Annotated in this window: 13 protein-coding genes and 1 pseudogene; 5 read left to right on the top strand and 9 right to left on the bottom strand. The window is 34.2% G+C overall.

The window, feature by feature from the left end:
- Positions 1-15: 15 nt before the first annotated feature.
- Entirely contained in the window at positions 16-498 is a 483-nt protein-coding gene (locus KO527_RS13595; RefSeq protein WP_216040827.1) for a DUF1579 domain-containing protein, read from the bottom strand.
- Positions 499-674: 176 nt separating this feature from the next.
- On the opposite strand from KO527_RS13595, the gene KO527_RS13590 reads away from it, so the two are divergent.
- The 3 genes and pseudogenes from KO527_RS13590 to KO527_RS13580 form a co-directional block, all read left to right on the top strand.
- Complete coding sequence (locus KO527_RS13590) at positions 675-1,559, top strand: SMP-30/gluconolactonase/LRE family protein (protein WP_216040826.1); 885 nt, start codon at positions 675-677, stop codon at positions 1,557-1,559.
- A gap of 90 nt (positions 1,560-1,649) precedes the next feature.
- Complete coding sequence (locus KO527_RS13585) at positions 1,650-1,952, top strand: metalloregulator ArsR/SmtB family transcription factor (RefSeq protein ID WP_216040825.1); 303 nt, start codon at positions 1,650-1,652, stop codon at positions 1,950-1,952.
- A 101-nt stretch (positions 1,953-2,053) separates the two neighbouring features.
- Positions 2,054-2,521: pseudogene (locus KO527_RS13580) on the top strand (nucleotidyltransferase family protein); the annotation flags it as partial.
- Here KO527_RS13580 and KO527_RS13575 read toward each other — a convergent pair.
- The 3 genes from KO527_RS13575 to KO527_RS13565 form a co-directional block, all read right to left on the bottom strand.
- A complete protein-coding gene (locus KO527_RS13575; RefSeq protein WP_216040824.1) occupies positions 2,518-3,501 on the bottom strand; it encodes a helix-turn-helix transcriptional regulator in 984 nt (327 codons plus the stop codon). The pseudogene KO527_RS13580 and the gene KO527_RS13575 sit on opposite strands and share 4 nt — an antisense overlap.
- A 425-nt stretch (positions 3,502-3,926) precedes the next feature.
- Positions 3,927-6,968: an efflux RND transporter permease subunit gene (locus tag KO527_RS13570; protein ID WP_216040823.1), complete on the bottom strand. Its 3,042-nt coding sequence runs from the start codon at positions 6,966-6,968 to the stop codon at positions 3,927-3,929.
- Positions 6,969-8,015 (bottom strand): efflux RND transporter periplasmic adaptor subunit, encoded by a 1,047-nt coding sequence (locus KO527_RS13565; protein ID WP_216040822.1) that lies wholly within the window; start codon positions 8,013-8,015, stop codon positions 6,969-6,971.
- Between the two features lie 170 nt (positions 8,016-8,185).
- On the opposite strand from KO527_RS13565, the gene KO527_RS13560 reads away from it, so the two are divergent.
- On the top strand, positions 8,186-8,755 hold the full coding sequence (locus tag KO527_RS13560) for a TetR/AcrR family transcriptional regulator (RefSeq protein ID WP_216040821.1): 570 nt from the start codon (positions 8,186-8,188) through the stop codon (positions 8,753-8,755).
- An 18-nt stretch (positions 8,756-8,773) separates the two neighbouring features.
- Here KO527_RS13560 and KO527_RS13555 read toward each other — a convergent pair whose 3' ends face one another.
- Positions 8,774-10,291: a sigma 54-interacting transcriptional regulator gene (locus tag KO527_RS13555; RefSeq protein ID WP_216040820.1), complete on the bottom strand. Its 1,518-nt coding sequence runs from the start codon at positions 10,289-10,291 to the stop codon at positions 8,774-8,776.
- Between the two features lie 341 nt (positions 10,292-10,632).
- Between KO527_RS13555 and megL the strand changes: the two genes are divergently transcribed.
- Entirely contained in the window at positions 10,633-11,853 is a 1,221-nt protein-coding gene (megL, locus tag KO527_RS13550; protein ID WP_216040819.1) for a methionine gamma-lyase, read from the top strand.
- A 50-nt stretch (positions 11,854-11,903) separates the two neighbouring features.
- Here the strand turns inward: megL and hspQ are convergent, their stop codons facing one another.
- The 4 genes from hspQ to KO527_RS13530 form a co-directional block, all read right to left on the bottom strand.
- On the bottom strand, positions 11,904-12,215 hold the full coding sequence (hspQ, locus tag KO527_RS13545) for a heat shock protein HspQ (RefSeq protein WP_216040818.1): 312 nt from the start codon (positions 12,213-12,215) through the stop codon (positions 11,904-11,906).
- A 111-nt stretch (positions 12,216-12,326) separates the two neighbouring features.
- A complete protein-coding gene (locus tag KO527_RS13540; RefSeq protein ID WP_216040817.1) occupies positions 12,327-12,779 on the bottom strand; it encodes a hypothetical protein in 453 nt (150 codons plus the stop codon).
- Between the two features lie 68 nt (positions 12,780-12,847).
- Positions 12,848-14,023 (bottom strand): peptidylprolyl isomerase, encoded by a 1,176-nt coding sequence (locus KO527_RS13535; protein WP_216040816.1) that lies wholly within the window; start codon positions 14,021-14,023, stop codon positions 12,848-12,850.
- Complete coding sequence (locus KO527_RS13530) at positions 14,024-15,034, bottom strand: phospholipase (RefSeq protein WP_216040815.1); 1,011 nt, start codon at positions 15,032-15,034, stop codon at positions 14,024-14,026.
- Positions 15,035-15,145: the final 111 nt, after the last annotated feature.

Raw genomic sequence — 15,145 nt, 5'->3', positions numbered from 1 at the left:
TAGAAATCCCCAATATTATTTATTAAATGCCATCGTCCAATTTGTTTCCCAAGTATTACCATCATCTTTTGAGAATGCTTGCTCCCAAGTCGGTTTGTTGGGATCTAAAGAGTTCCACTTGAAACGTACTTTTATAGGTTGATCTTGATATGTGTCGTCGGCATAAAAAACACCAAAACCGTTTTCAAACTGGCCAACTACTGGGACATCTAGGTTATCTGGATGGCGACCATCAAGCCACCAAATTGACCAATGCTTCAATACTTGATTATATGAACGCATCGCTACAGCTCTTACTGATGATTCAGGAAAATGAAGATGATTGTCCTCTAAATTGCCAAAGCCTCCTAATATTTTTCGGGTAGATGAATCTCCATCAAATTCAATCCATTCATTGCTATCATTAAAAATTCGCTTTAATTTTCTATGTTTTACTTTCCAATCACCAATTATAAAATCGAAATCGGTAGGTGATTGGATATCAAAGTCTTTAAGCATAATAACTCTCATGAGTACTAATAAATATATCGCAACAATAACACTGTATGGATATACAGTCAAAAATGTATTTATAAGTAATGATATAAATTACCCATAATTGAGACCAAAGTATTATTGCTTTATATTTTTTGTTTTATCACTCTAGAACGATAATTACGCAAGTTTAAATACCTATGAAAAAAATAATCGCACTCACTATAAGTCTATTTACACCGCTACTTTTTGCTCATTCAATACAGACATATCAAACAAGCGACTGGATCACTGACAAGGTATTCACTCAAGGTGTTGAAGGCCCAGCGGTTGATAAATCAGGTCACCTATTTGTTGTGAATTTTGAAAAAGAAGGCACCATAGGAAAAGTAACAGCAAAAGGTGAAGCTCAGTTGTACATCACTTTGCCTAAAGGCAGTACTGGAAACGGAATACGTTTTGATATTAAAAATAATATGTATATTGCAGATTATAGCGGTCATAACATATTAAAAGTTGATGCCTACAATAAGAAAGCCTCAGTATTTGCGCATAACCCTAAAATGAATCAACCAAATGATATTGCGATAATGAAAACAGGGACTTTATTCGCGAGTGATCCAAATTGGGTAAAAAGTACTGGACAATTATGGCGAATAGATACTAATGGCTCAACTCACCTAATAGAATCTGGTATGGGAACAACTAATGGTATCGAAGTCAGTGCAGACCAAAAACACTTATATGTTAATGAAAGTGTTCAAAGAAAAGTGTGGGTTTATGATATTCAGCCAGATAAGTCACTTAAAAATAAACGCTTATTAATAGAATTTGCTGATTTTGGATTAGATGGAATGAGAGTTGATATTAAGGGCAACTTGTATATTGCCAGATATGGTAAAGGTGTTATAGCTAAAGTTTCCCCACAAGGTAAGCTACTGTCTGAAATAAAACTTAAAGGACAATATCCAACTAATGTTGCTTTTGGTGGTAAAGATGGCAATCAAATCTTTGTAACAATGCAAAAACGTGGTGCGATTGAAACTTTTTTTGCTCAATACCCAGGATTAAGCCAGTTTAATTAGGCATATAAACCATTTTCTTTAAAAAAACTTCAATGCCTAGCTAATCCCTAGTATTATCGAAATATATTAAATCGAAAGATAACACATATTATGGATATAGAAATAATCGCTAAGGCATTTAAAGAGTTGGGGCATGTAACACGTTTAGCAATTTTTAAACGTGTTGTTAAGTCTGGCACTCAAGGGATTGCTGTGGGTGATATTCAAGAGCAATTAAGTATTCCGGGCTCTACCCTTTCTCACCACGTTTCAAGTTTAGCTGCAGCAGGCTTAATTAAACAACGACGAGAAGGTCGTACTTTATATTGTGTCGCGCAATATCCAAGATTGATGGAAGTATTACATTTCCTTCAAGATGAGTGTTGTGCTGATGAATGTAATACAAGCAAATAAATTCATTATATTTAACAATATTGCCAGCTGTGAAAAAGCTAATCACATTAATACAAAATGATCCGCTAAGATTATAAGCGCTTGATTGTGTTTATAAGCTAGATATACCCAATTGTTATTTAGCAGCAGGTTTTGTTAGAAACTTAGTGTGGGATCATTTCCATCATAAGCGTGAGTCTTCTGCGTTAAATGATCTTGATGTTATTTATTTTGATAAACATGAGCGAGATCCTACCACATATAAAAATATTGAATCTCAGCTCTCATATCTTATGCCTGAGGTAAATTGGCAAGTACGTAATCAAGCTATTATGCATAATAAAAATGGTGATAAACCTTATACAAATTTATTGGATGCGATGAGTTATTGGCCTGAAAAAGAAACGACAGTCGCTATCAAAAAACGGAACAATAAAGAGTTTAAATGTATTTCAGCTTTTGGATTTGATTCATTATTTGACTTAAAAGTGACTCATAATCCAAAGCGCTCTATATCAAGCTTTAATAAAAGGGTTGCCTCTAAAGCTTGTTTAGAACGCTGGAAAAAGCTCGTTATAATTAAAAGTTAGCAGTCATCTTTTTCAAATAACTCCATTAAACCGACTAATGCACTAAAAAGAACTGCACCAACAGGCCATACAATCCAAGTGATGTCCCAATCCATGGTCCACAAGCTCCAACCTAAATAAATTGCAGTAAGTAAAGGCCAATAAAAAGATGCGAGTTTCTCTGAACGTTTGTAACGCTTACTCTTTATTGATTCTTCACCATGATCTAACAAGATTGCATTATATGCCTCATGTTCAGCTGAAATGGGAGATATGACATAAATACCTGCTGATATAATAAAAAGCATTAAAATTATCATTAACATTACGATATCTGAGCCATCGAAAAACTGACTGACAACCATGACAGGTACAAAGCTTATAATGAACATAAATATACTCATAGATAGCTTTGTATTGTACTTAGGTTTAAATTTTTCTAATTTGTCCTTAAAAATACTATGCACGCCGTATTCTAATTCAAACTTTTCATTGTCTATTAAAGCAATTTCATTGTCGTATTGATTTGTTTTAATGAAAAAGTGAATTGCGATTGAAACTATGACTAAAATACCGATCACACCCAATGCACCTGCGATATCTCCTGTTATATTTAAACGATTTGTTTCTGCCATTGCCATAAAGAAAAATAATGGCACTACTGAGCAAATACACAACATGACGCCTTTGGTATTCAAACTTGATATTGCAAGCTTGCTTTGAACATATCTAGTTGCTTGATCTAAATTAACACGAATTAATCTTGATTCTTGTGTTGTTTGATTTGAATGTTCAAAAGTTTCATTTTCATCTTTTAATAAAAAATCAGTTGTCACCTCAAATATATCTGCAAGCATTATGATTCTATTTATATCGGGTATGCTATTTGCGCTTTCCCATTTAGAAACCGACTGCCTAGATACGTCTAATTTTTCAGCTAATTCCTCTTGTGACCAACCTAGTTGTTTTCTTAATTTAGCGATTTTTTCTGCTAATATCATTCTGTTTATCCCTTTATGTATTAATTGGTAGCCAGAATAGGAAAATCTGAAGTTGCATACTATCAAGCATGCTTTGAATTTTGTCAACTCAAGGTTGCGCGTGGTTAAGCTTTTGAATTTAAAGTATTAAATGTAAAAGTGATTGACAGAAAATAATTAATAGTATAGCTTGAGTAATATTAACTTATTGTATATTCCCCCTTTTATTTAATAATAGCTCGCAAAATATAATTTCAACCTCAACTAAACAGAGGAATTAATTATAAATCTAGTGGGGTCATAAATTGATAACTTTATAAACAAGCAAAACAGAAACATACCAAATAATTTTTCATTTAAGTATTTTTCAAAATAATAAGTGCATCAAAAAAGCCTCGCATATATGGCGAGGCTTGGTATTAAAATTAATATATTTTAGAGTAAACTTAGCTTCTGGTGACTTTTATCTTATAAAAAATACTGTATAAAACTGGAACTGCAATCATAGTTAGAATTGTTGCAAATGCGAGTCCGCCCATTATGGTTACTGACATATCAGCAAAGAATGGGTCAAATACTAGCGGCATTACACCTAAAATAGTTGTAATAGCAGCAAGGGATACTGGACGTAAACGACTTAAACTTGCCTCAACTATGGCGACAGCTTTTTCTTTGCCCTCCTCTATTTGAAGGTCAATTTCTTCAAGTAGCACGATCGCATTTTTAATCAACATACCAAATAAGCTTAAAAAACCAAGTAATGACATAAAACCAAATGGCATATCAGCTATTAATAACCCAGCTACTACTCCTACAACAGCCATAGGAACAATTAACCATATGATCAAAGGCTGTCTAGCACGACCAAATAATAAAACACTGACAATAAACATCACTAAGAATCCAAGCGGTAGACCTTGACCTAACGCTGCTTGAGCGTCACGTGAAGATTCATATTCGCCACCCCATTCAAGCTGATAACCATCTGGTAATTCTATGGCTTCTACTAATGGTTTTATACGAGCAAAAGCCTCACCAGTTGTTTCTTGATAACCAGCTTCTGCTTTTACTGATATTGTTCTAACACGATCGCGGCGGTTGATCAGTAACTCTTCACTTTGATAGGTAATATTGCCACTTACTTGTTTAAAAGGAATATAAGTGCGTTGGCTACTACTCCAGACTAAGCTGTTTTCAAGTCCAGACAATTGACCTTGTGTCTGATTTTGATTTTTTGCCACTATAGGATATAAGTAGTCACCATCTTGCAGTTGACCTATCGTAAGTCCATCAGTATAAAACTTTACTGCATCACTAAAGTCACTTCTGCTAACACCAGCGACACCTGCAGCAATATCGTCAAACTCAGGAATAAGAACAATACCTTTTTCACGCCAATCATCTCGAATATCCCTAATTAAGCCATCTTGACGGAATATCGCTTTTGTTTGCTCAGATAAACTACGTAAAATTTCAGGATCATGGCCAGAAATACGTGCTTGAATTTTAGCTCCAGCGCCTGGCCCAAATTGCATCACTTCAGCAAAGTACTCAACATTTGCATTATTTTTTCTGAGTTTATCTGAAATCTCTTGCGCTAGCCTAGGTACATCAGCTGCATCTTTTGCTCTAATAAGGTATAAGCCATAACTTTCATTAGGCATTTCAGGTGAAAAAACTAAAGTGAACCGTGCAGAGCTTTCACCGATGAAAGTAGATAAAGACTCAATACCTTCTGTTTCAAGAATTAAGTTTTCACCCGCTTTCATATACTTTTCTGTTGCTCTAATGTCTGAGTCTTGTGCGCCCCAATAATGAACAAAAAATACAGGTGTATTTGAAGGTGGAAAAAAGCCTTGTTTTATTAAACCAAAACTTGCATAAGCTGTGATTGTTATACCAATTAAAGTAATAAGCGTTAAACCGCGCCAATGAAGCGCTGCTTTTAATACAACTAAATATCCTCTGTGTAAAAAAGAGTGTGTTTCTTGTTCTTGGCTAGTTTGGCCAACTTTATAAAAGTAACGTCCTAATAAAGGTGTCAAAGAAACAGCTAATACCCAACTTAACATCAGTGATATTAGTACAACCGCATAAAGAGAGAATAAAAACTCACCTGTTGCATCATCAGATAAACCGATACCAGAAAATGCCGCGATGCCGATAATAGTTGCACCAAGTAAAGGCCATTGAGTTCTTTTTACAATAAAGCTTGCAGATTCAAAAGCCGACTTTCCTTTTTCCATTCGTAGCATCATGCCTTCAGCGACTACAATGGCATTATCAACTAACATGCCCATGGCAATTACCATAGCCCCAAGCGATATACGTTGTAGTTGTAGGTCGTATAACCACATAATTAAAACTGTACCTAGTACTGTAATTAACAATGTACCGCCAACTACAATACCTGATCGCCATCCCATGAATATACATAAAGCAATTGTTACTACTGCTACAGATAATTCTAGATTTAAAATAAAGCCATCAACTGATTTTTCAACAACTTTAGCTTGATTATAAATTGAAGCAACATTTATCCCTGCTGGTAACTGCTTTAGAACTTGCGCAAGTTTAGCTTCTATTTTTTCACCCACTTCTACTATATTGATATCATTTTGAGCTGATATACCTAAAGTAATCGCTGGATGACCATTGTATCTTTTTAATCCACTTGGAATATCAACGGGTTGCACCGAAAGCTTGGCAATGTCTTTAATTTTTATAGAAGCATTTTTCCCAGGTAGCACAATTGATAAATTTTCTATTTCTTCTACGCGATTGGTAGAACTTTCAACCGGAATTCGGATCTGTTTATCATCAACATATAGCCTACCACCAACAAAAGGTTTTAAATTACTAGCCAAAACCTGTTTTATTTCAGGGAATGACAGGCCCAATCCTGCAATTTGATAACTGTCAATTTCAGCAACAATTTGCTCTTCAATTATGCCTTCAACTTGTACTTTCGCCACGCCATCTACCGCAAGCAGTTCTCTTCTAATAGTTCTCGAAAACTCTCTCATTTGATAAGCAGTAAAATCAGGTGCAGTTAATGAGTAATAGATACCATATACATCACCAAAATCATCCATTACAACAGGTGCACTTGCTCCTAATGGTAATGAACCTTGGATATCTCGTAATCGTTTTCTTAATTCATCCCAAATTTGTGGTAACAAAGGTCCATCTATAGTAGGTTTTACTTCCATAGTGACACGAGAAAAACCAGGCTTACTAACAGATTCTAACTTATCAAGTTGCCACATTTGTTGAAGTGCTATCTCAACTTGTTCAGTGACTTCCCTTTCAACTTTTTCGGCACTTGCACCTGGATAATATGTAAAAATAACAGCTTGTTTTATGGTAAAAGCAGGATCTTCTAAGCGTCCAATTTTACCCATTGCTATCACACCACCTATAATAAAGCATAGCGCGACAAGCCATATATTTATTGGCTTTGATAAAGAATAACGTGCAATATCCATTTAATACTCTGCCTTATATTCTTTAACTTTCAGCCCTTGACTCATTTGATTAACCGCAGCGGATACAATTTTATCACCTACGGTTACACCGCTTGAGACAACTGCATACTCACCTTGTAAACTTGCTATATTGACTGGGATCGATTGAATGTCATTATTTTCAGGTCTGAATTTCCAAACTTTAAATCCTTTATTTTTATCACCCATAAGTGACTTAATTGGAATTAATATCGCACTGTTTTTTTCACTAATATTTTCAATTTTTACACTTGCTCTTGAACCTGGATAAAATAAATTACTGACTTTGCCATCTATTGCAAAAGTAACACCATAAGTTTGGGTAATTGGATTAGGCGATGTTTCATGTTCAACATAAGATATATCAAATACGGTGCCTTCTTGCCCTATGATAAATGCAGTCGCTTTAATATTTCGATTACCTGCATTAGCAGTCATAACGCGCTCTGGTACATCAAATGTAAAATACAGTTTAGATCTGTCTTGTAAATTCGCTATGGTATCGCCTGCACTGATATAGCTATTATTTTCAATCAACCTTGCACCTATAACAGCATCAAATGGCGCTTTTATAGTGGTATAGCTTAAGTCTTGTTTTGCATTCGCTAAGGCTAATTCTGTAATTGAAAATTGAGATTTAGCATCATCGAATGTACTTTGAGAAGCGACATTTTTTTTAAACACTTCTTCAATTCTCGCTAAATTACGAACAGCATCTTGAAATCTAATGTTGGCTTCTGAGACGCGACGTTCAAATGGCGCGGAATCAATACGCGCTAAAACGTCCCCTTTTGCAACAGGGCTACCTTCCACAAGATTTTCAAAAATTAACCTACCAGACACTTCAAATTTAAGATCAACACTTTTAACTGCAGATACGATTGCAGGAAACTCATATTCACTGGATATATCTACCTTTTTAGTTTCAAATAATTGAACAACAAGGGGTTCTTGAGTTTTTTCTTGCTTAACTGGTTCAGAACACGCTTGTAAGCATAAAAGTAAAGCACCTATTAATATTCGATTCACAATATCTCCAAAAACACGTTTACTAGCTAGGAATTTATTTCCTGGCCTGTTTGATTTTGTGCTACTATAGCAAGAGGTTTACACATTTACAATAAGTGTAAACCTGTTGAATGACCACCAATTCTAAGCTAAAATTGTTCAATAAAGCCAAATCAAATGAGAAATTAATTTTGCCAAGCTCGAGAGACAGAATTTTAACCTGTGCTACTGAATGTTTTTTTCAGCACGGTTATATCGCCGCGAATATATCTATGATTGCTAGATATTCTGAAATTTCACGTGTCACAATACATAAACAGTTTAGAACCAAAGAAGCCCTTTTTCGAGCTGTAGTCGAAAAGTATATTGCGGATAACAATGTTCTTTTACAAGATTACAGCCAATCAACTGGTGACTTTTGGGCTGAAACTGAATCATTTATATTAAAACGATGTGATGGGTTATTTGAAGAGGTATCAAGTTCATTAATAAGAACTGATTTACTGCATGCAGGCCAAAGCCATTGTAATGACATTATCAGTGAAAATGAGATAAAAGTACGTGAGATAATCAGCTTAAGAATTTCAAAAGAACTTGCTCAAAGCCGTATGACCTTAGATAAAATTGATATTTCGATTGAAGAGTTTTCCCGCGTTATAGAATCTGCCCCCTTTGGCCTAGCCCTTTCAAGCATGGAAGAAGATAACCAAGCCTTTGTTAAGCATTTAATGAAAGTATTTAAGTCATCGACAGCTGTTTAATCTCACAAAATAATAAGTTTATTTAATACCGTACTTATTTAATTTTCTTGAAATGGTCGCATTTGAGACATTTAATCTTTGTGCTAATTTTCGTGTGGATGAAAAATTTAAATAGAACTCCTGTAACAATTGCTTTTCATAGCTATCAACTGCAGCTTCTAACGATATTATTTCATTGTTATGCTTTTTATCTTTTGTTAGCCCCTGATTTTTAGAAGTAAAACAAATATCAGTATGATCAATCACAGGTTTATCAACTAAGGCTAAAGTTTTAAAAATTACATTTTGTAATTCTCTAATATTACCGGGCCAAGGAACACTTTGTAATAATTGTATTGCTTGATTGGTAAAGTCCGGCTTTGGAATATTAACCTGCTCAGCTGCATTAGTCGCAAATCGATTTAATAATGCGGGAATATCTTCAGCACGTTCTCTCAAAGGCGGCAAGTTTAGGCTTAATACATTTAAACGATAAAACAGATCATCCCTAAATTCACCTGTTACGATCATCTCATCTAAATTTTTATGTGTTGCACACACAATACGTACATTTACGTTTATTTCTTGTGTGCCACCTATTCTTCTAAAAGTAAATTCTTGTAAAAATCGTAATAATTTAGCTTGTAAATAAATGGATAGCTCAGCTATTTCGTCTAAAAATACAGTGCCATTTTCTGCTAGTTCGAATAAACCAGGTTTGCCGCCTTGTTTAGAACCAGTGAATGCACCAGGTGCATAACCAAACAACTCACTCTCTAACAAGTTTTCAGCGAGTGTAGCGCAATTAATTGCTAAAAATGGTGCTTTTGCGCGTGGACCAGATTCATGTAAGGCGCGTGCCAGTAGCTCTTTGCCGGTTCCTGTTTCTCCCATTATTAAAACTGGTAAGTCTAACTTAGCAAACCTGACTGTTTGCTGTTGAATTAGCTTCATTTGGTGGCTAGTTCCCACCATAGACTCTATATTTTCACCTTTATTTGGCGATATAGCCGATATTTGTTGACCTATTCTTTGCGCACTGCGTAATACTATCACTGCACCTGTCGTTTTGTTTTGTGTATAAACAGGTGTGATATCCATTAAATATTGTTTATTTGCACATGATACTTCAAAGGAAGTCTCGTCATTTGGTAATACCTTGTTTAATGGAACACCAATTAGTTCATAAATTTTACTACCGATCAGTATACTTTTCTCTAAACCAAATGCGATTTCAGCAGCTGTGTTGGCAACCAATACCTCTCCTTTAAAATCAATATCAACAAGTGGGTCGGGTAATTTTGATAATAAAGCATCTAAATGTTTACGTTTTAATTCGCTTGGTAATAAATCTACTTCATTGACATCAGTAACACCTTTGATCGATTTAATAGAAGCACTAATTGTTTCAAAACTCCCTCCACGCTCTTCAAAATGAACAAAAATCTTTTGACTAACCATTTCCATAGCGGTCAAATTCCAGCCTTTGTTAACAATTGTGTTTAGTATTTCTTGAGTCATCCCCAATCTGTCTTCACATAAAATTCTTAGCTTCATTTATATCCGATTCATTTCTGTAACGCGTTACATAAAGGTAACACACTGCTAAACCCACTAAAAGCGTAATATTCCTATCATTTTTACATGTTTTACCTCGCCAGCGTTACATTTGTGTAACGTTTATAGATTTTAAAAATAAATAAAGATTATAAGCTGTTGATAAATATGATTTTTATATTTTGGCGTGATAAATGCTGTTATCCGATATTGAATCTAGCAATTAATTAAAACTGAAGTGACTGTTTAAATCACCGATAAAAATATTAAAAAATCGATTTATAAGATCAGTCACTGAGCATAATTATCCTAATAAAAAATTTAATAGAAAAGGCCAAGTAATGACTTACAAAATAGAAACTAAAGCAGTTCATGCGGGTAGAATTAATGATGAACAATTTGGCTCATTAGCAACACCGCTTTATCAAACATCAACTTTTGTTTTTAAAAATGCAGAACAAGGCAGAGCGCGCTTTGCAGGTGAAGAAGAAGGCTATATTTATACGCGGTTAGGCAACCCAACTACCCGTCAATTTGAACAAAAACTTGCTGTGCTGGAAGGTATGGAAGATGCTGCTGCAACGGCCACAGGTATGGCTGCAGTATCGGCATCTGTTATGGCAAATGTACAAGCTGGTGATCATATTATTGCTTCCAAAGCGCTATATGGATGTAGTTTTGCTTTATTTAGCCATATGCTCACTAAGTTTGCAGTTGAAGTAACTTTTGTCGATATGACGAAACCAGAAGAATTAGAAGATGCATTACAAGACAATACAAAAATCATATTTATAGAAACACCTATTAATCCAAACTTAGTTGTAATTGATTTACAAATGGTCGGCGATTTTGCTAAAAAACATGATTTAATTTCTATCTGCGATAATACTTTTTTAACACCAATATTACAGCGTCCAGTTGAGTTTGGTTTCGACATTGTAATTCATAGTGCGACTAAATATTTAAATGGACATGGTGATGTTGTTGCAGGGATCATTTGTGGCTCTAATGAAATGATTGAGCATATTAAATTAACAGCATTAAAAGATATTGGTGGCACAATAAGTCCACATGATGCTTGGTTAATTTTACGTGGTTTAAAAACACTACATATCAGAATGAAAGCCCACTGTGAAAATGCAAAAAAAGTTGCAGAATTTTTAGAGCAACATCAAATGATCAGCAATGTTTATTATCCAGGGTTAAAAAGCCATCAAGGTAATAAGTATATCGGCAAACAAATGACAGCTGCCGGTGGTGTTATCGCCTTTGAAATAAAAGGTAATATTGAAGATGGGCAAAGATTTATAGATTCTACAAAGCTATTTAGTATTGCTGTCAGTTTAGGTGATGCAGAATCATTAATACAACATCCTGCTTCAATGACTCACAGCCCATATACGCCAGAAGAGCGTGCAGAAGCGGGAATTAGTGATGGTTTAATTCGTATCTCTGTCGGTTTAGAAAATGCAGATGATTTAATTGAAGATCTTAATATGGCACTTTTACAAGCAATGAGTCATAAAGCCCCAAAGTCTGAAAAAGAGTTAGTTTTAGAATAGTAAGTTAACATTTCCTAAATGAGGCTGGTTCCCCTCCAAGCTTCATTTTTTCACATCATTTTATTTTTAAAGTAATACCGTTTGCCATCATATTTATTGAAATAACTACCTAATAATGGGTGTTCTATTTGTGCCATATTATCGCTTGTTACTAAATTTCTTTGAGCTACGTAAGTGATATCAGCGGATTGATCCACCAACACACTATACCAAGGCTTATCTTTTGGCGGTTTTGTTACAGCCATTTGTTCATACCAGAGTTCTGAGTTATTAAACACAGGATCAACTTCAACAATGACACCACGATAATTAAAACGTATATGATTGATGATTTGCCCTATATAAAATTTAGATTCGATCATCATATAACCCTTATAGTTAATAAGTATTTTGAAGTTGTTTACTCATTAACTATAGCGCTAACAATACGCTTTACCCTGACTATTTGTAGATAAATTTACTTTTTACCTAGCTTACATAACAAGTGATTGTTTTATTGTAAGTTCGTTTTGCAAATGTTCATTGAGTAATTTTAAAGAATTAATCTTTTTTTGTGCGAACTCTAATTGCTCTTCAGAGATGCCTTTTATTTCCGCCTTTTGTAGATACTCTGTTAAAAATGTAATTTTATCATTACTTGCAATTATAAAATTTTGTTTAAGCTGAATATCTTTTTTTATTTCGAATACTTCATACTGTTCAAAGTCGTTTAAATTCCCTTGATATACTTCAGGCGTTACTGAGTTTTCTATTGTTGGTATATAAATATTAACCATATATTTTTGATTGAGTGGGCTAGTGTTATCTTGTTTGGGCAAAATGTAAACTTGCTTTTCTAGCCCATAGTTCTCATTTTTTTTATTGTTACTTGATACATACGCTTTGTTAATTAATGATGAGTTAGATGATATTACTAATTTATTCACCTCGTTATATTCATAGTATGAAATAACAAGTATTAACATTATGATAAATAAAACACTCATAATGATGTTTAACCGTTTGAACTTTGATTTTGTAACCATTGTTGAAAACCTTGATGATAATTTTTGATGGCAAGAGATTTAGCCAGCTGTTTTTTAGCTTGATATTGCACTGTGGGTGTATTCAATTCGTAAACATCGTAGTCCTTGTCACCATTGTTTAATACAAGCCATTGACCATCAGGTGTTCGAATAGGTGGTGACGTTCTATTTTCAGGAAAGTTAAATGCCGTTTGAATAGCCCAGTCATTTGAATTCAAGTTTCTTCCTAGGCGATTATGATATTGTCGAAATATATCTTCTACATTAAAGTGGTTGATTGTTTTGCTCCAACCCTTTTTAATGACGGCGTTATAGAATTCAAATGCTTGTGTTTGTGTACTAAAATAAACCCCTTTAGATTTAACATGAGATAGATAATTGAATCTTTCTATATTTTTAGCATAATAGTTGTTTATTTGTTCGTCTGTCACTGACTTTTCATAATAATTGAGCATTAAAGAGTCAGAGTGCATCATTTGATTGACTCCAAAGTAGTTTTTCATAGGCAGTCTAAGAACTTCTGCTAAAGCAATGCTTTCTAAAGTGGTATAACTTAGGCTCTGTAATTTTAATTTTGGCTTTACATAATTACTCACCTGAATAAAATTCAATCTTTTGTTTACCTCTTGTAATAATATTTGTTTATCTCCTTGATGTAATCGATATCTATTTTGCATCGATAAAGAGCTATATAACTCAAAATAAGTTAATTTTAAAATTTCATTATCAACTAAATATTCAGATTTTAGGTTTCTTTTTGTGATGTCATCTATTTCGCCATTAAATGGATAATTACCTAGCAAGGCTTTCAAACTCTCCTTCGATATTGGTAATTCAGTCAGCGTTTGTAGTGCTAGCTTATCATCGACAAAAGGCTGCAATAGCGTATATAAATATCTTCGTTTGTGATAATTGGTATCAAAGCCCACATTAGATTGTGTGTGCAACAATTTAGGCTGCTTTTCTTTCGCTTTTTCTAAAAGGTATTGCCCTTCAAGTAACTTTTTGACAACTTGATTTTTAGTGACATTAGCAGTATCGATACGATATTTTTGATGCATTAAATTAATTTCTGCATCAGAAAATTTAATTGAAGCGCTAAGTGGTAAGCAAAAGATGCTTACCATTACAATAAATAATTTCATTTATAGCTGTTCCATAGCATGGTTTAAAATGTGTACAACCATAGCAATAGCTGATGGAATAACTTGTTGCGCAGTGTTAAGACGATCATAATGATTTGTTGAGTTGAGCACTATGCCACCTTGTGCATAAGAAAATGCACCTCCTTGTGTCAAAAGCGCTCTTACATCGTGTTGATTTACATTTAAAGGGGTAAAGTTGTCTAATGCATTTTTTACCATATCAAAGTTGTTTAATTCTTCTTTGTCATAATAATCTTTCACCCAGGTTTCCCAACCACTGTGGTTTAGATCTGAAGTAGTCCAAGTATGATGTGGTTGTAATAAATCTGTAGTGTGAAATACAAAGCCTAATATTTGTGGGTTCTTTGATTCGATAAAAGATTGATACCAATATTGGCCCAAATTATCAATTGGTTGGAAAGGTGCTTTTTCGAAATCATCATACATCTCATAATGTGATTGACTTTCAATTCTATAGTTGGCCTCAGTCACGTTATAACTATTAAATTTTGTTTTATCTACATTAAACCAGCCTGTTTCCCCTCCTTGACCATCATCTAAATAATCGCCTTTTAACCAAGTGGCAGCCATAGTATCTATTGCACCCCACACAGTTAATTTATCATAATTATATCCACCAAAATCATTGCCATGCTCGTCATGACCTTGACTATGGTTTTGAAAATGCCAATAACTTGTGTACTTAACAATACTTTCGGCGGCTCCCCAAATTGGGGCCTGTACACATGAACCAGTTATCGCGCCACATAAGAAAGTATCTTCAAAATCATCGACATCATATGCAGCTTGCCCCATTAAATTCGCTAATGCTGAAGGTGTTGTATTTAAATTATCAGCCCATAATTTTAGTTTGTTATATTGAGTTGTTTGTGCGTTTCTTTTCATGTATTCAACGGCATCTATCACAATTCTCTTATGTGTTTCTTGACTAAAAGCATGCGAATTAATTGAACAAGCTAACAGTAATGTTCCCGCTATTATTTTTTTCATTTTTATTATCCAAGTGCTGTATTAGGTACAACATTTAAACTTAGAGTAATGACACTAATATGACAAATGTTTTACATTATCATTAAATAACATGCCATTATCTAAAGAGGC

Origin of the sequence: Pseudoalteromonas sp. C2R02 (assembly GCF_018860845.1) — a bacterium.
Taxonomy (GTDB): Bacteria; Pseudomonadota; Gammaproteobacteria; order Enterobacterales; family Alteromonadaceae; genus Pseudoalteromonas.
This window is presented reverse-complemented; position numbering and strand designations above follow the sequence as displayed.

Excerpts from the sequence above, each read along its gene's own strand:
- KO527_RS13595 (WP_216040827.1), bottom strand. The coding sequence starts at position 498 with ATGCTTAAAGACTTTGATATCCAATCACCTACCGATTTCGATTTTATA.
- KO527_RS13590 (WP_216040826.1), top strand. The coding sequence starts at position 675 with ATGAAAAAAATAATCGCACTCACTATAAGTCTATTTACACCGCTACTT.
- KO527_RS13585 (WP_216040825.1), top strand. The coding sequence starts at position 1,650 with ATGGATATAGAAATAATCGCTAAGGCATTTAAAGAGTTGGGGCATGTA.
- KO527_RS13575 (WP_216040824.1), bottom strand. The coding sequence starts at position 3,501 with ATGATATTAGCAGAAAAAATCGCTAAATTAAGAAAACAACTAGGTTGG.
- KO527_RS13570 (WP_216040823.1), bottom strand. The coding sequence starts at position 6,968 with ATGGATATTGCACGTTATTCTTTATCAAAGCCAATAAATATATGGCTT.
- KO527_RS13555 (WP_216040820.1), bottom strand. The coding sequence starts at position 10,291 with ATGAAGCTAAGAATTTTATGTGAAGACAGATTGGGGATGACTCAAGAA.
- megL (WP_216040819.1), top strand. The coding sequence starts at position 10,633 with ATGACTTACAAAATAGAAACTAAAGCAGTTCATGCGGGTAGAATTAAT.
- hspQ (WP_216040818.1), bottom strand. The coding sequence starts at position 12,215 with ATGATCGAATCTAAATTTTATATAGGGCAAATCATCAATCATATACGT.
- KO527_RS13535 (WP_216040816.1), bottom strand. The coding sequence starts at position 14,023 with ATGAAATTATTTATTGTAATGGTAAGCATCTTTTGCTTACCACTTAGC.
- KO527_RS13530 (WP_216040815.1), bottom strand. The coding sequence starts at position 15,034 with ATGAAAAAAATAATAGCGGGAACATTACTGTTAGCTTGTTCAATTAAT.